We start from the raw sequence: 18,349 nt of genomic DNA, 5'->3' as shown, positions 1-18,349 counted from the left end.
CTCATTTCTGGACTCTGGATATGGCCGAACCTCGTTTTATTCATCTGCGTGTACATAGCGACTACTCCATGGTGGATGGGCTCGCGAAAGTGGGCCCGCTGGTGAAATGCGCAGCGTCACTCGGCATGCCCGCTCTGGCCATTACCGATTTCACCAACCTTTGCGGACTGGTGAAATTTTACGGTGCGGCGCACGGCGCCGGTATTAAACCGATTATCGGCGCAGACCTGAATGTTCAGAGTGAAATCCTCGGTGATGAGCTTGCTCAACTGACCGTGCTGGCGATGAATAATCAGGGCTATCAAAATCTGACCCTGCTCATCTCCAGAGCTTACCAGCGTGGTTATGGCGCGGCCGGTCCGATTGTCGACCTCGAATGGCTTGCTGAACTGAACGAAGGGCTGATACTGCTTTCCGGCGCGAGAATGGGGGACGTAGGTAAGTTTCTGACCCGCGGCAATGATTTGCAGGTCAATCAGTGTCTGGATTTCTACCGGCAATATTTCCCTGACCGCTATTACCTCGAATTAATTCGCACCGGCCGTGCAGAAGAAGAAAACTATCTTCATGCTGCCGTTGCGCTGGCGACAGAGCGTGGCTTGCCGGTTGTGGCCACCAACGACGTACGTTTTATGGTGCCGACTGACTTTGATGCCCATGAAATCCGCGTTGCTATCCACGACGGTTTCACTCTCGACGATCCTAAACGCCCGCGTAATTACACTTCGCAGCAATATATGCGCAGTGAAGACGAAATGTGCGAGCTGTTTGAAGATGTCCCCGAAGCGCTGCAAAACAGCGTGGAAATCGCCAAACGTTGTAACGTGACTATCCGTCTGGGCGAATATTTTCTGCCGCAATTCCCGACCGGCGATATGACCACGGAAGATTTCCTGGTCGAGAAATCAAAAATCGGACTGGAAGAGCGCCTCGAGTTTTTATTCCCTGATCCGCAAGTGCGCGCACAACGACGTCCTGAGTATGACGAGCGTCTGGATATCGAACTCAAAGTTATCAACCAGATGGGATTCCCGGGATACTTCCTGATCGTAATGGAATTCATCCAGTGGTCGAAGGATAACAGCGTGCCGGTAGGTCCCGGGCGTGGTTCCGGTGCCGGTTCGCTGGTTGCATATGCGCTGAAAATTACCGATCTGGATCCGCTCGAGTTTGACCTCCTGTTCGAACGTTTCCTCAACCCTGAACGTGTTTCCATGCCCGACTTCGACGTCGATTTCTGCATGGAGAAACGCGACCGGGTTATCGATCACGTCTCCGAAATGTACGGTCGTGAAGCGGTTTCGCAGATCATCACTTTCGGTACGATGGCTGCCAAAGCGGTTATCCGCGATGTAGGGCGCGTCCTCGGTCACCCTTACGGTTTCGTTGACCGTATTTCAAAACTGGTGCCACCTGACCCAGGTATGACGCTTGAAAAAGCGTTTGCAGCAGAACCACAGCTACCAGAAATTTATGAGGCTGACGAAGAAGTTAAGTCGCTGATCGACATGGCTCGTCAGCTTGAAGGTGTCACCCGTAACGCCGGTAAACACGCCGGTGGGGTGGTCATCGCGCCAACCAAAATTACCGACTTCGCGCCGCTATATTGCGATGCTGAAGGTAACCACCCGGTTACCCAGTTCGATAAAAACGACGTGGAATATGCCGGGCTGGTGAAGTTTGACTTCCTCGGTCTGCGTACGCTGACCATCATCGACTGGGCGCTGGCAATGATTAACGCCCGCCGCGAGAAAGCCGGTGAGCCGCCGCTGGACATTGCTGCCATCCCGTTAGATGACAAGAAAAGCTTCGACATGCTGCAACGCTCGGAAACCACAGCGGTATTCCAGCTTGAATCGCGCGGTATGAAAGATTTGATCAAACGTCTGAAGCCCGACAGTTTCGAAGATATGATCGCACTGGTGGCGCTGTTCCGTCCGGGGCCTTTGCAGTCAGGCATGGTAGATAACTTTATCGACCGTAAACACGGGCGCGAAGAGATTTCCTACCCGGATATTCAGTGGCAGCATGAATCCCTGAAACCTGTACTGGAGCCGACTTACGGCATTATCCTTTACCAGGAACAGGTCATGCAGATTGCGCAGGTTCTGGCGGGTTATTCGCTGGGTGGCGCAGACATGCTTCGTCGTGCGATGGGTAAGAAAAACCCGGTTGAAATGGCCAAGCAGCGCGGCGGCTTTGAAGATGGTGCCAAATCTCGCGGAATTGACGGCGAACTGGCGATTAAAATCTTCGACCTGGTAGAGAAATTCGCCGGTTATGGTTTTAACAAATCTCACTCAGCCGCTTATGCATTAGTGTCGTATCAGACGCTGTGGCTTAAAGCGCACTATCCGGCAGAATTCATGGCGGCGGTAATGACCGCGGATATGGATAACACCGAAAAAGTGGTCGGGCTGGTCGATGAATGCTGGCGTATGGGATTGAAGATTCTGCCGCCGGACATTAACAGCGGTTTGTACCATTTCCACGTGAACGACGAAGGTGAAATTGTCTACGGTATTGGCGCCATCAAAGGCGTGGGCGAAGGCCCGATTGAAGCCATTATCGAAGCGCGTAACGAAGGTGGTTATTTCAAAGAGCTGTTTGATCTCTGCGCCCGCGCTGACGTTAAAAAACTGAATAAACGCATTCTCGAAAAGCTGATCATGTCCGGTGCCTTTGACCGCCTTGGGCCGCATCGTGCCGCACTGATGAGTTCTCTGCCTGACGCATTGAAAGCGGCGGATCAGCATGCGAAAGCTGAAGCAATTGGACAGGTGGATATGTTTGGTGTTCTGGCCGAAGCGCCGGAACAAGTCGAGAAATCCTACGCTAACGTGATGCCGTGGCCGGAACAAACGGTGCTGGATGGCGAGCGCGAGACGCTCGGACTCTATCTGACCGGCCATCCGATCACTCAGTATCTGAAAGAAATCGAGCGTTATGGCGGTGGCCAGCGCTTGAAAGATATGCACCCGACGGAACGGGGAAAAATGACCGTCGCAGTGGGACTGGTGCTCGCTGCACGCGTTATGGTCACCAAGCGCGGCAACCGCATTGGGATCTGTACATTGGATGACCGCTCAGGTCGTCTGGAAGTCATGTTGTTCACCGAAGCATTGGAAAAATTTCAGCATTTATTGGAAAAAGACCGTATCCTTATCGCCACAGGACAGGTCAGCTTTGATGACTTCAGTGGCGGGCTTAAAATGATGGCCCGCGATGTAATGGACATCAGTGAAGCACGGGAAAAATATGCTCGCGGTCTTGCTATATCGCTGACTGACAGGCAAATTGATGACCAGCTTTTGAACCGTCTCCGCCAATCGTTGGAACCACATCGATCGGGGACGATACCAGTGCATCTGTATTACCAACGAGAAAACGCAAGAGCCCGGCTACGATTCGGGGCGTCATGGCGTGTTACGCCAACGGACAAACTGTTGCTGGATTTGCGAGGCCTGGTCGGTAGTGAGCAGGTGGAACTGGAATTTGACTAAAATAGGAATGCTATGAGTCTGAATTTTCTTGATTTTGAACAGCCGATTGCGGAACTGGAAGCGAAAATTGACTCGCTGACTGCAGTCAGCCGTCAAGACGAAAAATTAGATATTAATCTGGACGAAGAAGTTGCACGCTTGCGCGAAAAGAGCGTTGAACTGACCCGTAAGATTTTCTCTGATCTGGGTGCCTGGCAAATTGCCCAACTGGCGCGCCATCCTCGTCGCCCTTACACCCTGGATTACATCAAACATATCTTTACCGATTTTGATGAACTCGCAGGTGACCGTGCCTTTGCAGACGATAAAGCTATCGTTGGCGGTATCGCCCGTTTAGGTGAACGTGCCGTGATGATCATTGGTCATCAAAAAGGCCGTGAAACCAAAGAGAAGATTCGTCGTAACTTCGGTATGCCTGCACCTGAAGGGTATCGCAAAGCGTTACGCCTGATGGAAATGGCAGAACGTTTCAAACTGCCAATCATCACCTTTATCGACACTCCGGGTGCTTATCCTGGTGTTGGCGCTGAAGAACGTGGTCAGTCTGAAGCTATCGCCCGTAACCTGCGCGAAATGTCCCGCCTGAATGTTCCGGTTATCTGCACCGTTATCGGTGAAGGTGGTTCCGGTGGCGCACTGGCGATCGGCGTTGGCGACAAAGTTAACATGCTGCAATACAGCACCTATTCGGTCATTTCACCGGAAGGATGTGCGTCTATCTTGTGGAAGAGCGCGGATAAAGCGCCTCTGGCTGCGGAAGCAATGGGTATTGTTGCGCCGCGCCTGAAAGAGCTGAAACTGATCGACTCTGTGATCCCGGAGCCTTTGGGTGGCGCTCACCGCAACGTGGAAGCCATGGCCGCTTCTCTTCGTGCGCAACTGGAAGCTGATCTCAGCGATCTGGATGTTCTCAGCACTGAAGAACTGCGCAACCGTCGTTATCAGCGTCTGATGACTTACGGTTATTGCTGATTTGCGAGTGATTTTGAAAAGGCCATGCTTATGCATGGCCTTTTTTATTGCCTGTTTCCCCGTTCATTTCACGCCCGATTTTTCCTGCAATCTTACCTGTAATCTTAAAGTCTTCCCGTTTTACCCTAAACTCACCCACAAAGGGTACACAGCAGCGGGCAACCGTGTTTCTATTAATATCTGAGAGAAAAACAACAGAAGGATTTGTCAGATGAATATTATCGCTATCATGCGCCCGGAAGGGGCTTACTACAAAGAGGAGCCAATCCGCGAACTGGATAGCGCACTGACGCTTCTTGGGTTTCAGATAATTTATCCGCGTGACCGGGCTGACTTACTCAAACTCATCGAAAACAATGCGCGGATCTGCGGCGCGATTTTCGACTGGGATCAGCACAGCGAAGAGTTGTGTACCGAAATAAACGAACTTAATGAATACCTGCCGCTTTATGCTTTCATCAATACGCATTCGACACTGGACGTTGACGTCAATGAAATGCGTATGGTGCTGTATTTCTTTGAATATGCGCTGAGTGCCGCAGATGACATTGCCAAACGCGTCCGTCAGTACACCGATGAATATATCGATACGATCACGCCGCCGCTGACAAAAGCGTTATTCACCTATGTGGAAGAAGGGAAATACACCTTCTGTACACCCGGGCATATGGCCGGTACGGCTTTTTTGAAAAGTCCGGTTGGAACGCTATTCTATGATTTTTTCGGCGCTAAAACGCTGAAAGCGGATGTGTCGATTTCGGTAACTGAGCTGGGTTCTTTGCTCGATCATACCGGCCCGCATCTTGAGGCCGAAGAATATATCGCGCGGACGTTTGGCTCTGAACAGAGTTATATCGTTACCAATGGAACCTCGACGGCGAACAAAATTGTCGGCATGTATGCGGCACCGGCAGGGAGCACGGTGCTGATTGACCGTAACTGTCATAAATCACTCGCGCATCTGATGATGATGACTAATATCGTGCCGGTCTATTTGCGGCCGAACCGCAATGCTTACGGTATTCTTGGTGGTATCCCGCAGCGTGAATTCACCCGCGAAAGCATCGAAGAGAAAATTGCCCAGACCGCGAATGCTACCTGGCCGGTTCATGCCGTCATCACCAATTCCACCTACGATGGCTTGTTGTACAACACCGATTACATCAAGAACACGCTGGATGTTCCGTCGATTCATTTTGATTCCGCATGGGTGCCGTATACCAACTTCCATCCGATTTATGATGGCAAAAGCGGAATGAGCGGGGAACGGATCCCGGGGAAAGTCATCTATGAAACGCAGTCGACGCACAAATTGCTGGCGGCTTTCTCGCAGGCTTCGATGATCCACATTAAGGGCGATTATAACGAAAGCACGTTTAATGAAGCCTACATGATGCACACCACCACCTCGCCAAACTACGGTATTGTCGCTTCGGCGGAAACCGCAGCGGCGATGTTGCGCGGGAACCCCGGCCGACGTCTGATCAACCGATCAGTTGAACGTGCGCTGCATTTCCGTAAAGAGATCCAAAGGCTGCGCGAAGAGACTGACGGCTGGTTCTTCGATATCTGGCAGCCCGAACATATTGATGAAGCTGAATGCTGGCCGCTGGATCCGGATCAAAACTGGCACGGTTTTGCCAACGCTGATACCGATCATATGTATCTGGATCCGATCAAAGTGACCATTCTGACACCCGGCATGAATGAAATGGGTAAGCTGGAAGATGAGGGGATCCCGGCGGCGTTAGTGGCGAAATTCCTGGATGAGCGCGGCGTGGTGGTGGAAAAAACCGGCCCCTACAATCTGCTTTTCCTGTTCAGTATCGGCATTGATAAAACTAAATCTATGAGCCTGATGCGCGGGCTGACCGATTTCAAACGCAGTTATGATCTCAATTTGCGGGTCAAGAATATGCTGCCAGATCTCTACGCGGAAGATCCTGATTTTTACCGCAACATGCGTATTCAGGATCTGGCGCAGGGGATCCACAAGCTGATCGTCCGCCACGACTTGCCGCGGTTAATGCTGGAAGCCTTTGATGTGCTGCCGGAAATGAAAATGACGCCGTACGAAATGTTCCAGCATCAGGTTCGCGGCCATATTGATGAATGTGATATCGATGAGCTGATCGGCAAAGTATCCGCCAACATGATCCTGCCTTATCCGCCGGGCGTGCCGGTGGTGATGCCGGGAGAGATGATCACCGAGGAAAGCCGCGCGGTGCTCGATTTCCTGATTATGCTGTGCTCAATAGGCGAGCGTTATCCTGGCTTTGAAACCGATATTCATGGAACGCGGCTCACAGAAGACGGACGCTATCTGGTGAAAGTCTTAAAACTTCCGGAAGCGGAGTAACAAACAGCCCTCTTCGTGAGGGCTTTTTATTGACGACTCCGGACAGCCTGAGTAACGTTCACCTCAGAAATCAACAGGACATGACTATGCTTAACCTTCGCCAGATCCATCACATTGCTATTATTGGTTCCGATTATGAGGCCAGTAAACACTTTTACTGCGACATTCTCGGGTTCACGTTGCAGGGCGAGTTTTACCGTGAAGAGCGTGATTCCTGGAAGGCCGATCTGGCGCTAAACGGTCAGTACACCATTGAGCTATTCAGCTTCCCACGACCACCGGAACGACCAAGTCGTCCGGAAGCCTGTGGATTGCGCCATCTTGCTTTCAGCGTGGAGGATATCGAACAGTCCATTTCTGCGCTCACTGCGGCGGGTGTTGTCAGTGAACCGGTAAGAATCGATCCGTATACCGGTAAAAAATTCACCTTCTTTAACGATCCTGATGGTTTGCCGCTGGAACTGTACGAACTCTGAATATTCTATGAACTCAAAAATTGCCGCGACATTTCTGACTGAACATCTGCGCCATAAAATCGGTGACGCACGAAAACTTTGCGTGGCGTTCAGTGGCGGGCTGGATTCTTCTGTCCTGCTGGCCGGGCTGGCAGAGTTACGTGATACCACGCTACCGCAGGTCGAACTGCGTGCGCTGCATATTCACCACGGATTAAGTCAGTTTGCCGATGACTGGATGGCGCACTGCCAGACGTTTTGTCATCAGCGTAATATTCCTTTTTCCGCCGTTAAAGTTCAGGTCGATGCGCATAAAGGCGGCATTGAAGCCGCCGCGAGAACGGCGCGGTATCAGGTTTTTGCCGGTAATCTGGCTGAGAATGAAATCTTACTGACCGCGCAGCATCTCAACGATCAATGTGAAACCTTCATGCTGGCGCTTAAGCGTGGCAGCGGCCCCGCCGGTCTTTCCGCGATGAGTGCGGACAGTTCGGTTCACGGTTATCGTTTGTTGCGGCCTTTGCTGGATCTCAGCCGTGAGCAGCTTGAAGAGTGTGCGGCACGGCTTCAGCTCAGCTGGATTGAAGACGACAGTAACCGGGATGCCCGCTTTGATCGCAATTTTCTGCGACTCGACATTTTGCCTGCTCTTTATCAGCGCTGGCCGCATTTTGCCTCGGCTACAGCCCGTAGCGCTTTGCTCTGCGCAGAGCAGGAGACGTTACTGGATGAATTGCTCAGTGAGTCGCTCACAGCGTTAAATGACGATGAGGGTAGTTTGTCAGTCGAGGGTTTGAAGGCGTTTTCGGCAGTAAGGCGCTCTGCGTTATTGCGTCGCTGGCTGGCATCGTGTGGTGCAAAGATGCCTTCGCGGGAACAACTGCAAAGAATATGGGACGAGGTGGCACTCAGCCGCGAAGATGCGCAGGCACAGTTAGTGCTCGGCTCTTTGGTCATCAGGCGTTTTCGCCAGCGTTTATATTTATTACCAGAATTCCAGCCACTGAAAGATGTAGTTATCCGCTGGGAGCCGGATGAGAAATTAACGTTACCCGACGGTCTGGGATATCTGAAGGTCGATCCAGATCCTGGGTTGCAGGCGGCTGAATATGTGATCCGCCAGCCCCGCACTGATGAAAAGGTCACTGTGCGTTTTAAGGCGCACGGTGTTATCGAAAAAGTCGGACGGGATCGGGCGCGTCAGGCCAAAAAACTTTGGTCTGAACTGGGCGTTCCGCCGTGGCAGCGGGATCGTATTCCATTGATTTATTACAATGAACAACTGATGGCTGCACCGGGATTGTTCACCACCCGCCAGTCTCAGCCCGAAAATAATGAAGCGCAGTGGCAGATCGTCTGGTCGGCTCTTCCATAAAAGAATAGAACAGTTTATTTGGGTGAACCATATTCGCCCGGGGAGTGCTGATGCAGGTGACAGTCGTTGAAAAAACAGTGATAAGGGCAGTAATAGGGAGCGTGGCGTTAATGCTAATCTCTTTACCGGCATTGGCAGGCGGTAACATTGCTGACGGGCAGTCAAAATCCGTTAGTTGCGCGGCGTGCCATGGCGCAACGGGTAAAGCCGTTAATTCAATTTACCCTAATCTGGCAGGCCAAAATGCCTATTATATGGCGCTTTCACTGCATGCTTATAAGAAAGGTGAGAGAAGTGGCGGGCAGGCAGGCGTGATGCAGGCTTTTAGTTCGTCATTATCCGATCAGGATATCAGTGATTTGTCGGCGTATTACGCCAGTCTGACGCCGCTGAAATAAGTCTGCCCACAGAAATGCAAACAGGCAATCCTGAGATTGCCCGTTAGGTAAACTGACGACAGTTGAGGCTATTCAGCGCTGACCACAACGGTGCCAATTTCCGGATGGCTAAAGCTTTCAATGTGATCTAAACGAAGATCCCGTTGCTCGCCGTTCGCATCAACCACCAGATATTCCACCTTTTTACGCATTAACAGATCGTTGGCTTTTGCCTCAACAATTTCTCCGCTACGCATCTTCAGCGTCAAAACCAGGTGATGCTGGCAGGCGAGCTCGAGATTATCGTAGTCATCGCAATTGATGGGTTGGTACTCATCATTCATCGACATAATCGCTCACCAATAAGTTAGCGGCGGCATAGGCCGCCTGGTCCCTAACGGAAGACGGAAGTTCAGCATTTGCTGCCACTTCGTCCAATGCTTTCAATACACAGCCCAACGCATCGGGCACATATCCGAGATCGCCACTGGCGATTTCAGAATATTTACGGCGTACCAACTCACAGTATTGTTGCATAAGTTCTCCCTAAAAAGCGTATCCCTCTGAGGAAAGCGCAGAAAGATAAACTCTCAGTATTTAACGACTATAGCACAGGAGAGTGTGAGTTATTAGCCGGCCTGTAAAGGTAAATCGTTTGCGTAAAGCCATTATTGAGGATGACCATCGGGGGAAAACTGGTCGCGGCAGGACGCTTTCAAGTACACTGTGCGTCTATTATCAAGGGGTTTACCATGGCGTTAAAAGCAACTATTTATAAAGCAGCAGTCAATATCGCCGATATGGATCGCAATTTCTTTCATGATGCCAGCCTGACACTGGCGCAGCATCCTTCCGAAACAGAACAACGCATGATGCTGCGTTTGCTGGCATGGATTTATCATGCCGACGAAAGACTGGCGTTTACCCGCGGATTAAGCGCGGAAGATGAACCGGAAATCTGGCGTAAGAATGACCACAACGGTATCGAATTGTGGGTTGAATTAGGATTGCCTGATGAGAAGCGTCTGAAAAAGGCCTGTAACCAATCGCGCGAAGTCGTACTTTACGCGTATGGTGAGCGTGCGGCGAAAGTCTGGTGGTCGCAAATCGAAGGGAAAGTCAGAGGTTTTGAGAACCTGCGCATCCGTTATATAGAAGATGAGTTACTGACTCAGCTGACTGCTTTTGGCAGCCGTACTATGAATTTACAGGCAACGTTGCAGGACGGAACTATCTGGCTTTCTGATGCTCAGAGTAATTTAGAAATTCATTTTTCTGAATGGAAAGAGTCTGTTGTAAAAGAAATCAGGTAATCAGCGTGCTAATACTTTCCGGAAAAGTGGAAATACCCGACAGCGAAGTTGAATTGACCGCGATACGCGCTCAGGGTAACGGCGGTCAGAACGTCAATAAAACATCAACGGCTATTCATTTACGCTTTGATATTAAAGCGTCGAGTTTGCCAGAATATTACAAAGAGCGGTTACTGGCGTTCAATCATCATTCTGTTACCGCTGACGGCTGGGTAATTATCAAGGCCCAGGAATACCGGAGTCAGGAGATGAACCGTGAAGCCGCTCTGGCACGGCTTGGGGCATTGATTTCACAAGCGATGGTGGTAGAGAAACCGCGCCGTGCAACAAAACCCACCCGGGGGTCTAAAATTCGTCGGGTAGAAAGTAAAGTTCGCAAGGGTGCGACGAAAGCATTGCGGGGCAAAATACGTTAGCCCTAAATTCGTGCTGCAGGACAATTTTTATCGCAGCACTGTGGAATAGCAGTAGGGGAGAAACTGTGAAAAAAATCATTACAGGAGCTGTGCTGGCGCTCGGGGCGTTATCATTGTTCGGCTGTCATACCGCCGCATTTAACCATGAGAAACCTTTGCAGGCGATGCAGCAAAGTTACAGCGGTGTGTTGCCTTGTGCCGATTGCAGTGGCCTGAAGACGTCACTTTTCCTGCAACAGGACGGAACCTATATCCTGCAGGAAATTTATCAGGGAAGTAAAGACGGCGATCAGGCATTCGCCAGTTACGGAAGCTGGGCGCGGACGGCCGACAAACTGGTACTGACTGGAAACGATGGTGAGAAACGCTACTTCCATCCGAAAGATGAAAATCTGGAAATGCTGGATATGAGCGGCGAGCCTATCACTTCTCAGTTCAACTATACCCTGAAGCCGGTGCAGCAAAGTTTGCCTAAGACGCCGATGACACTGAGCGGAATGATGCAATACAGCGCGGACGCTGCGTCATTTAAAGATTGTGCGACCGGTAAAGTGTTCCCTATATCGGCAAATAAATCACTGGAAGAAGGCTATCTTGCGGCGCGCAAAGCACCTAACCAGCTAGTTTTCCTTTCGATGGAGGGGCATTTTATGACCGAACCGTCAATGGAAGAAGGACGGATGCAGAAAGCTGTCGTGGCGGATAAAAATGTTAAGTTTGACGCAACGAAATCCTGCCCATAATACACCCTTAAAACAAAAGCAGCCTGTGCAGTACAAACTGAATTGCACAAAAAGAGAAATGCCCGCATAAAGCGGGCATTTTTTACGTCAAAAAATCGTTGTCCGCTCTTAACGCGGGATCTGACTCAGCAGATATTCAACGATATCGCCTTGTTTGATCATCTGTTTTTCGCCGGTGCGACGGTTTTTGTATTCCAGCTCTTCAGCATCCAGATTACGATCACCAATCACTACGTGATGTGGAACGCCGATCAGTTCCATATCTGCAAACATGACGCCCGGGCGTTCTTTACGATCGTCGAGGATCACATCAATACCGTGTGAGCGCAGTTCTTTGTACAACGCTTCTGCCGCATCTTTCACGCGGAAAGATTTATGCATGTTCATTGGCAGAATAGCGACCTGGAATGGTGCGATAGCATCCGGCCAGATAATGCCGCGATCATCGTGATTCTGTTCAATCGCTGCAGCAACCACACGGGTCACGCCGATACCGTAACAACCCATGGTCATCACCTGGTTTTTGCCATCTTCGCCCTGAACAGTGGCATTCATTGCTTCTGAGTATTTGGTACCCAGCTGGAAGATATGACCGACTTCGATACCGCGTTTGATAACCAGAGTACCCTGACCATCCGGGCTTGGATCACCGGCAACGACGTTACGGATATCCGCCACTTCTGGCAGCGCAGCATCGCGATCCCAGTTAATACCGAAATAGTGTTTACCGTCGATGTTGGCGCCTGCACTGAAATCGCTCATGGCGGCAACCGTGCGGTCAGCGACAACTGGCATTGGCAGATTGACCGGACCGAGTGAACCCGGACCAGCAGCCACGATTTCACGAATCTCAGCTTCCGTTGCGAAAGTCAGTGGTGCTGCAACTTGTGGCAATTTCTCGGCTTTGATTTCATTCAGTTCGTGATCACCACGAACCAACAGCGCAACCAGCTTATGGCCGCTTTCTGCGGTAGCGTGGACCATCAGGGTCTTAACGGTTTTCTCAACCGGAACCTGGAACTGTTCTGTCAGTTCAGCGATGGTTTTGGCATCAGGGGTTTCAACAACACGCATCTCTTCAGCAGGTGCAGCGCGTGGTGTCGTTGGTGCTAACGCTTCAGCAAACTCAATATTAGCCGCGAAATCAGAGGAGTCAGAGAACACCACATCATCTTCGCCGCTTTGTGCCAGAACCTGGAACTCATGCGATGCGCTGCCGCCAATAGAACCGGTATCTGCGAGAACAGCACGGAAATCCAGCCCCATGCGGTTGAAGATCTGGCTATAGGCTGCATACATTGCATCATACGTTTCCTGCAAAGATTCCTGCGTCGTGTGGAACGAGTAGGCGTCTTTCATCAGGAATTCACGGGAACGCATCACGCCAAAGCGTGGACGAACTTCGTCACGGAACTTGGTCTGGATCTGGAAGAAATTCAGCGGCAATTGTTTGTACGAGCTGACTTCATTACGGATCAAATCGGTAATGACTTCTTCGTGGGTCGGACCCAAAACGAATGGACGATCGCCACGGTCAACGAAACGCAGCAACTCGGGACCATATTGTTCCCAACGTCCGCTCTCCTGCCATAAATCAGCGGGCTGAACCACCGGCATCGACACTTCAATGGCGTTCGCGTTGTTCATTTCTTCGCGTACGATGTTTTCAACTTTCTTGAGAACGCGTAAGCCGGTAGGCAGCCAGACATACAGGCCGGAGGCCAGTTTACGGATCATCCCCGCACGCAGCATCAGCTGATGGCTGATCACTTCCGCGTCGGCTGGCGTCTCTTTTAGTGTAGAGAGCAGATATTGAGTAGTACGCATGATGTTGTTTGTTCCGTTAGCACTGCAAATTGCAATCAGGCTGCCAGTGGCAGCCAAAACGTGAAAAGTGGCTTAGTTTACCAGCGAGTTGCTGTTGTCAAAAGAGACGCAGAGGAAATTAGTTTTTGTCCAGGGACAATACCTGATTCAGGGAGCCCGTTACCCGCCAGCGGACATTAAAGTCCAGCAGGCGAACAGCGTAATCCCGGTCGGTGGCTTCGCCTTTGCGGTAAGCCGGGCGGGGGTCTTGTCCCAGAACCTGCGTGATAAAACGGCGCAGATGCGGATATTGCCTCGCATGTTCAGCCAGCTGCCGTTCAGCCTGTGGTAAAAATTCGACCGGCATATCGGCATCCGGTGCGTGCTGGGCAAATCCGGCGCGCGCGTCAGGATGGCTTTCTGCAAAGGGAAGATAAGGCTTAATATCCACAACAGGTGTGCCATCTACCAAATCCAGACTGCCAAGTTGCAAAATAACATTCTGCCCCTGACAGCGGATCCCTTTCAGCTCGACCAGAGACATTCCGAGCGGGTTGGGGCGGAAGGTCGAACGGGTGGCAAACACGCCGGTGCGCGTATTCCCGCCTAAACGCGGCGGGCGAACGGTCGGACGCCAGCCACCCTCCATCGTCTGATGAAAAATAAACATCACCCATAAATGGCTGAAATCTTCCAGCCCGCGAACGGCTTCGGGCTGGTTATAAGGCGCGTGCAGATGTAATTCGCCGCCACCATCCTCTATCAAACCCGGCTGGCGCGGAACAGCAAACTTCTCTTTATAGGGCGAGTGAATCGTCCCTATTTGTTCAAATGAAAATGAGGTCATTTAAACGTGACGTTCAGGGCTGAACCCTGACAAATCGCTTGCTGGAAGCAACCCGGCACACCACTGATGATCTGGCACTGGTGCAGTAATACCGCATTGGCCTTCATATAAGAGGCACGGGTTAGCATTCTTTTACGCGCAGTAGCAAGGCTCGGCGGCGCGTCATTTTGATCACCCTGGCAGGATTCACCGGAGACTTCGCCTAAATCACGGAAAGGGCTACCAACCAGGCCTTCAGCATCTTTATAGAGTTTTACCGGGGCAGGGCGGACCGGAGCCGGTTTAGGTTTGACTGGTTTTGGCTCTTCTTTTACAACGGGTGCAGGAGGGGTTGGCTGTGGATGTTGAGTCAAAGAACAACCCGCCAGCAAAAGCGCCGACAAACAGAGAGGTAAAGCACGCATGGTATATCCTCTGCTTTTTAATATGTTTACAGGAAAGAATGTGGCGTTATTGAACCAAGGTATTGAGGAAATAACAAGGCGGGCATATGCCCGCCTTGAATTTATTTATGAAAGCAATATTTACAGCGTAAGGGGCAGAGCAAAACCTGCTTCCCTGACAGCAACGGATTACCAGCCTTTAACTGCGCCGCCGTTGAAGATTTTGTTCGCTGCAGCGTTAACTTCATCAGACTGGTAAGCCTGAACGAATTTCTTCACGTTTTCAGCGTCTTTGTTATCTTCACGCGCAACGATCAGGTTAACGTACGGAGATTCTTTATCTTCTACGAAGATGCCATCTTTCTCCGGAGTCAGGTTGATCTGGCTCGCGTAAGTGGTGTTGATCACAGCCAGAGCGATTTTCGCATCATCCAGTGAACGTGGCAGTTGTGGTGCTTCCAGCTCAACCAGTTTCAGATTTTTAGGATTCTCAGTCACATCCAGAACGGTTGGCAGCAGACCAACGCCATCTTTCAGTTTAATCAGACCGACTTTTTGCAGCAGCAGCAGTGAACGGCCGAGATTAGTCGGGTCGTTTGGCAGAGCAACCTGATCGCCTTCTTTCAGTTCATCAACAGATTTGATTTTCTTAGAGTAACCTGCGATCGGGTATACGAAGGTGTTACCGACCGGAACCAGTTTGTAACCACGATCTTTAATCTGCTGATCCAGGTAAGGCTTGTGCTGGAAGGCGTTAACGTCAATATCGCCTTTGCTCAGCGCTTCGTTAGGTAACACGTAATCGTTGAACGTCACCAGCTCAACGTCGAGGCCATATTTTTCTTTCGCTACTTTCTGAGCAACTTCAGCAACTTGTTGTTCTGAACCCACAATCACACCCACTTTGATGTGGTTTGGATCTTGTTCTTTTGGTCCGCAACCGACTAATGCCAGCGATCCCAGAAGCGCGCCAACAACGGCAATGGATTTGAATTTGTTAGACATGTCCTTTCCTCAATAAGCGGATATAAATCATTCACAGGGTAGCTATTACAACGGCCATTTCTTATTTATGTGTGACTGCTTTTACGATGCGGTCGCCACAAAATTGAATTAAATACACCAAAACCACTAACAGGACTAATACCGTATTCATCACAGTTGCGTCGTAACCGATATAACCGTACTGATAACCGATTTGTCCCAAACCACCGGCGCCGACCGCGCCACCCATAGCAGAATAGCCTACGAGAGTGATCAGCGTGATGGTGGCTGCGTTGACCAGACCCGGCAGAGCCTCCGGCAATAAGATTTTACGGATGATTTGCATCGGTGTTGCGCCCATCGCGCGGGAGGCTTCCACCAGACCGCTGGGAATTTCCAGCAGCGCATTCTCAACCATACGGGCAATAAACGGTGCCGCACCGACGGTGAGCGGAACAATCGCGGCCTGCAAACCGATAGAAGTACCGACAATCATGCGGGTGAACGGGATCATCCACACCAGCAGGATAATAAAAGGAATAGAACGGAAAATATTTACCAGCGCGGACATCACGCGGTAAACGTTTTTATTCTCTGCAATCTGACCCGGACGCGTTACATACAACAGAACGCCAAAAGGCAAGCCCAGCACAAAACCAAAAAAGCCAGAGGTCAGTGTCATAATGACAGTTTCCCAGATACCCCGGCCCATTAACCACATCATTGCCTCAGACATACCCGAGTACCTCTACTTTAACCTGATTCTCTTGCAGGAAGTGAATTGCCGCCTGAGTGTTTTCTTCTGAACCGTGCAATTCTGTCAGCATAATCCCGAACTTGACGCCGCCGGCATAATCCATCTGCGCACTGATAATATTGTTGTTAATGTCAAAGCGTCGTACAGCTTCTGAAAGCAGCGGAGCATCCACCGACTGTCCCGTAAATTCAAGACGCAGTAAGGGAACTCGACCTGTTTCTGGTTCCGGCACCATGCGTACGGCGTAATCTTCCGGGATATCCAGATGCAATGTGGACTGAATGAACTGCTGAGCCAGCGGAGTTTTCGGATGAGAAAACATCTCGCTCACTTTATCCTGCTCAATCAGTTTACCGTCGCTGATGACCGCAACCTGATCGCAAATGCGTTTTACGACGTCCATCTCATGGGTAATGAGCAGGATGGTTAATCCCAGACGACGGTTGATATCTTTCAGCAATTCCAGAATGGCGCGTGTAGTGGCCGGGTCCAGGGCGCTGGTGGCTTCATCACAAAGCAATACCTTCGGATTACTGGCCAGCGCACGAGCGATCGCCACACGTTGTTTTTGTCCGCCGGAAAGATTCGCCGGGTAAGCATCATGCTTATCTTCCAGGCCGACCAGACTCAGCAGTTCAGAAACGCGTTTTTTGATGTCAGCTGAAGACAGATTGTCCAGCTCCAGTGGCAACGCAACATTGCCGAATACGGTACGCGACGAAAGCAGATTAAAGTGCTGGAAGATCATCCCAATCTGGCGACGTGCGCGGGTCAGCGCTTTTTCAGAAAAGGACATCAGATCCTGACCATCAACCAATACCTGGCCTTCGGTCGGGCGTTCCAGCAAATTGACGCAGCGTATCAGAGTACTTTTACCTGCGCCGGATGAACCGATGACGCCGTAAATTTGTCCGGCAGGGACGTGAAGACTCACGTCAGAGAGCGCGACTATCTGGCGCGCACCCTGCTGGAAAACCTTGGTGATGTTTGAAAGTTTAATCATATTATTTTTTATTCTGTCTTTTTGCCGTGACGTGGTGAAATTAACTCTTCGGGGATCGCCCCCGTAGCATGTCGTGGATGCTAAGGCGTCTAGACGTCTAAGTCAACCAGGTTAGCATTCTCACAGGCAGTGAAAACATGCGATACTCACGCCATTAATCAGGTATCAGGAGCAAATTCGTGGCACAACCTGTTTCAGCAATCTTTCTCGACCGTGATGGTACTTTGAATGTCGATCACGGCTATGTACATGAAATCGATGAATTCCAGTTCATTGATGGCGTCATTGACGCCTGTCTTAAATTAAAGGAAATGGGCTTTCTTCTGGTGCTGGTGACCAATCAGTCCGGCATTGCCCGCGGTAAATTTACTGAAGATCAGTTTATGACGCTGACCGAGTGGATGGACTGGTCACTGGCTGATCGCGGTGTCGATCTCGACGGCATCTACTTCTGTCCTCATCATCCTGAAGGCACAGTTAAAGAGTTTACCCAGGTTTGTGATTGTCGTAAGCCACTGCCGGGTATGTTTTTAACGGCTAAAGAAGAGCTGAACATTGATATGTCTTCTTCTTATATGGTGGGCGATAAACTGGAAGATATGCAGGCAGCTGCCGCCGCAGGCGTCGGGCATAAGATTTTAGTGCGTACCGGCAAGCCGGTGACAGAACAAAGTGAAAGTGCAGCTGACGCTGTGCTGGAAAGCCTTGCTGCTTTGCCTTCCTTTATAGCAAAAGCGCAAAAATAACCGTCTTTGGATAAAAAAACGGCAAACGAAATAAAACTGTATTTATTCGCTTGCCATTAAAATCGAACTCCCTATAATGCCGCTCCATCGACAGGGAACAACGTGAACAACATCACGAAGTAACCGGGTCGGAAAGATTAAAAACAGCGGCAACCGGATGAAATAAACGGTTGACACTGAATGAGGAAAGCGTAATATACGCCACCTCGAGTTAGCAAGCGAAAGCGCGTAACTCACTGCTCTTTAACAATTTATCAGACAATCTGTGTGGGCACTCACAAGACGATATCAGCCACTTCGGTGGCAAAAA

At 50.6% G+C, this 18,349-nt stretch carries 18 protein-coding genes; 10 read left to right on the top strand and 8 right to left on the bottom strand.

The features are described 5' to 3' along the window. Positions 1 to 20 precede the first annotated feature (20 nt). The 6 genes from dnaE (at position 21) to ACM615_RS22595 (ending at position 9,062) form a co-directional block, all read left to right on the top strand. Entirely contained in the window at positions 21 to 3,503 is a 3,483-nt protein-coding gene (dnaE, locus tag ACM615_RS22620) for a DNA polymerase III subunit alpha (protein ID WP_129638937.1), read from the top strand. Positions 3,504 to 3,515: 12 nt separating this feature from the next. After that, on the top strand, positions 3,516 to 4,475 hold the full coding sequence (gene accA, locus ACM615_RS22615) for an acetyl-CoA carboxylase carboxyl transferase subunit alpha (RefSeq protein WP_101079205.1): 960 nt from the start codon (positions 3,516 to 3,518) through the stop codon (positions 4,473 to 4,475). 211 nt (positions 4,476 to 4,686) lie between these two features. Continuing rightward, positions 4,687 to 6,834 carry a lysine decarboxylase LdcC gene (locus ACM615_RS22610; RefSeq protein ID WP_129638938.1) on the top strand — a complete coding sequence of 716 codons (2,148 nt, stop codon included), beginning with the start codon at positions 4,687 to 4,689 and terminating at the stop codon, positions 6,832 to 6,834. Between the two features lie 86 nt (positions 6,835 to 6,920). Further along, the gene (locus ACM615_RS22605) at positions 6,921 to 7,310 is read left to right on the top strand and encodes a VOC family protein (RefSeq protein WP_113878215.1); all 390 of its coding nucleotides are present in this window, start codon (positions 6,921 to 6,923) and stop codon (positions 7,308 to 7,310) included. 7 nt (positions 7,311 to 7,317) lie between these two features. After that, a complete protein-coding gene (tilS, locus tag ACM615_RS22600) occupies positions 7,318 to 8,664 on the top strand; it encodes a tRNA lysidine(34) synthetase TilS (protein ID WP_431012569.1) in 1,347 nt (448 codons plus the stop codon). Positions 8,665 to 8,774: 110 nt separating this feature from the next. Further along, positions 8,775 to 9,062, top strand: a complete 288-nt coding sequence (locus ACM615_RS22595) for a c-type cytochrome (RefSeq protein ID WP_431012568.1) — start codon at positions 8,775 to 8,777, stop codon at positions 9,060 to 9,062. 68 nt (positions 9,063 to 9,130) lie between these two features. Here ACM615_RS22595 and rof read toward each other — a convergent pair whose 3' ends face one another. Together rof and ACM615_RS22585 are read right to left on the bottom strand one after the other, a co-directional pair. Then, positions 9,131 to 9,391: a Rho-binding antiterminator gene (rof, locus tag ACM615_RS22590; protein ID WP_112288342.1), complete on the bottom strand. Its 261-nt coding sequence runs from the start codon at positions 9,389 to 9,391 to the stop codon at positions 9,131 to 9,133. Next, on the bottom strand, positions 9,378 to 9,578 hold the full coding sequence (locus ACM615_RS22585; protein ID WP_015696108.1) for a YaeP family protein: 201 nt from the start codon (positions 9,576 to 9,578) through the stop codon (positions 9,378 to 9,380). Before ACM615_RS22585 ends, rof begins: the two co-directional genes overlap by 14 nt. Positions 9,579 to 9,793: 215 nt before the next feature. Between ACM615_RS22585 and ACM615_RS22580 the strand changes: the two genes are divergently transcribed. The 3 genes from ACM615_RS22580 to nlpE all read left to right on the top strand — a co-directional run bounded on the left by ACM615_RS22580 (position 9,794) and on the right by nlpE (position 11,513). Further along, positions 9,794 to 10,354, top strand: coding sequence for a YaeQ family protein (locus ACM615_RS22580; protein ID WP_431012567.1), 561 nt, complete (start codon positions 9,794 to 9,796; stop codon positions 10,352 to 10,354). Continuing rightward, complete coding sequence (gene arfB, locus ACM615_RS22575; RefSeq protein ID WP_369921133.1) at positions 10,321 to 10,770, top strand: alternative ribosome rescue aminoacyl-tRNA hydrolase ArfB; 450 nt, start codon at positions 10,321 to 10,323, stop codon at positions 10,768 to 10,770. The genes ACM615_RS22580 and arfB overlap by 34 nt, the downstream gene beginning before the upstream one ends. Positions 10,771 to 10,835: 65 nt before the next feature. After that, on the top strand, positions 10,836 to 11,513 hold the full coding sequence (nlpE, locus tag ACM615_RS22570) for an envelope stress response activation lipoprotein NlpE (RefSeq protein ID WP_431012566.1): 678 nt from the start codon (positions 10,836 to 10,838) through the stop codon (positions 11,511 to 11,513). Between the two features lie 108 nt (positions 11,514 to 11,621). On the opposite strand, the gene proS is transcribed toward nlpE, so the two are convergent. The 6 genes from proS to metN form a co-directional block, all read right to left on the bottom strand. After that, complete coding sequence (gene proS, locus ACM615_RS22565) at positions 11,622 to 13,340, bottom strand: proline--tRNA ligase (RefSeq protein WP_129638940.1); 1,719 nt, start codon at positions 13,338 to 13,340, stop codon at positions 11,622 to 11,624. 118 nt (positions 13,341 to 13,458) lie between these two features. After that, on the bottom strand, positions 13,459 to 14,166 hold the full coding sequence (gene tsaA, locus ACM615_RS22560; RefSeq protein WP_431012565.1) for a tRNA (N6-threonylcarbamoyladenosine(37)-N6)-methyltransferase TrmO: 708 nt from the start codon (positions 14,164 to 14,166) through the stop codon (positions 13,459 to 13,461). Beyond that, the gene (gene rcsF / locus ACM615_RS22555; protein ID WP_112288349.1) at positions 14,163 to 14,570 is read right to left on the bottom strand and encodes an Rcs stress response system protein RcsF; all 408 of its coding nucleotides are present in this window, start codon (positions 14,568 to 14,570) and stop codon (positions 14,163 to 14,165) included. Before rcsF ends, tsaA begins: the two co-directional genes overlap by 4 nt. A 168-nt stretch (positions 14,571 to 14,738) precedes the next feature. Continuing rightward, complete coding sequence (locus ACM615_RS22550) at positions 14,739 to 15,554, bottom strand: MetQ/NlpA family lipoprotein (RefSeq protein ID WP_112288350.1); 816 nt, start codon at positions 15,552 to 15,554, stop codon at positions 14,739 to 14,741. Positions 15,555 to 15,615: 61 nt separating this feature from the next. Next, positions 15,616 to 16,269: a methionine ABC transporter permease MetI gene (locus ACM615_RS22545; RefSeq protein ID WP_015696115.1), complete on the bottom strand. Its 654-nt coding sequence runs from the start codon at positions 16,267 to 16,269 to the stop codon at positions 15,616 to 15,618. Continuing rightward, positions 16,262 to 17,293 carry a methionine ABC transporter ATP-binding protein MetN gene (gene metN, locus ACM615_RS22540; RefSeq protein ID WP_112288351.1) on the bottom strand — a complete coding sequence of 344 codons (1,032 nt, stop codon included), beginning with the start codon at positions 17,291 to 17,293 and terminating at the stop codon, positions 16,262 to 16,264. The genes ACM615_RS22545 and metN overlap by 8 nt, the downstream gene beginning before the upstream one ends. Before the next feature lie 179 nt (positions 17,294 to 17,472). On the opposite strand from metN, the gene gmhB reads away from it, so the two are divergent. Further along, positions 17,473 to 18,039: a D-glycero-beta-D-manno-heptose 1,7-bisphosphate 7-phosphatase gene (gene gmhB / locus ACM615_RS22535; protein ID WP_129638942.1), complete on the top strand. Its 567-nt coding sequence runs from the start codon at positions 17,473 to 17,475 to the stop codon at positions 18,037 to 18,039. Positions 18,040 to 18,349: the final 310 nt, after the last annotated feature.

The organism is Rahnella sp. PAMC25617, from assembly GCF_050606005.1.
Lineage (GTDB): Bacteria > Pseudomonadota > Gammaproteobacteria > Enterobacterales > Enterobacteriaceae > Rahnella > Rahnella variigena.
The sequence above is the reverse complement of the archived record's forward strand: the minus strand, read 5'-3'. Positions and strand labels throughout refer to the sequence as shown.

What these genes read in the sequence shown, in the direction of transcription:
- dnaE (WP_129638937.1), top strand. Translation starts at nt 21, where the DNA reads ATGGCCGAACCTCGTTTTATTCATCTGCGTGTACATAGCGACTACTCC.
- accA (WP_101079205.1), top strand. Translation starts at nt 3,516, where the DNA reads ATGAGTCTGAATTTTCTTGATTTTGAACAGCCGATTGCGGAACTGGAA.
- ACM615_RS22610 (WP_129638938.1), top strand. Translation starts at nt 4,687, where the DNA reads ATGAATATTATCGCTATCATGCGCCCGGAAGGGGCTTACTACAAAGAG.
- ACM615_RS22605 (WP_113878215.1), top strand. Translation starts at nt 6,921, where the DNA reads ATGCTTAACCTTCGCCAGATCCATCACATTGCTATTATTGGTTCCGAT.
- tilS (WP_431012569.1), top strand. Translation starts at nt 7,318, where the DNA reads ATGAACTCAAAAATTGCCGCGACATTTCTGACTGAACATCTGCGCCAT.
- ACM615_RS22595 (WP_431012568.1), top strand. Translation starts at nt 8,775, where the DNA reads ATGCTAATCTCTTTACCGGCATTGGCAGGCGGTAACATTGCTGACGGG.
- rof (WP_112288342.1), bottom strand. Translation starts at nt 9,391, where the DNA reads ATGTCGATGAATGATGAGTACCAACCCATCAATTGCGATGACTACGAT.
- ACM615_RS22585 (WP_015696108.1), bottom strand. Translation starts at nt 9,578, where the DNA reads ATGCAACAATACTGTGAGTTGGTACGCCGTAAATATTCTGAAATCGCC.
- ACM615_RS22580 (WP_431012567.1), top strand. Translation starts at nt 9,794, where the DNA reads ATGGCGTTAAAAGCAACTATTTATAAAGCAGCAGTCAATATCGCCGAT.
- arfB (WP_369921133.1), top strand. Translation starts at nt 10,321, where the DNA reads ATGGAAAGAGTCTGTTGTAAAAGAAATCAGGTAATCAGCGTGCTAATA.
- proS (WP_129638940.1), bottom strand. Translation starts at nt 13,340, where the DNA reads ATGCGTACTACTCAATATCTGCTCTCTACACTAAAAGAGACGCCAGCC.
- tsaA (WP_431012565.1), bottom strand. Translation starts at nt 14,166, where the DNA reads ATGACCTCATTTTCATTTGAACAAATAGGGACGATTCACTCGCCCTAT.
- rcsF (WP_112288349.1), bottom strand. Translation starts at nt 14,570, where the DNA reads ATGCGTGCTTTACCTCTCTGTTTGTCGGCGCTTTTGCTGGCGGGTTGT.
- ACM615_RS22550 (WP_112288350.1), bottom strand. Translation starts at nt 15,554, where the DNA reads ATGTCTAACAAATTCAAATCCATTGCCGTTGTTGGCGCGCTTCTGGGA.
- ACM615_RS22545 (WP_015696115.1), bottom strand. Translation starts at nt 16,269, where the DNA reads ATGTCTGAGGCAATGATGTGGTTAATGGGCCGGGGTATCTGGGAAACT.
- metN (WP_112288351.1), bottom strand. Translation starts at nt 17,293, where the DNA reads ATGATTAAACTTTCAAACATCACCAAGGTTTTCCAGCAGGGTGCGCGC.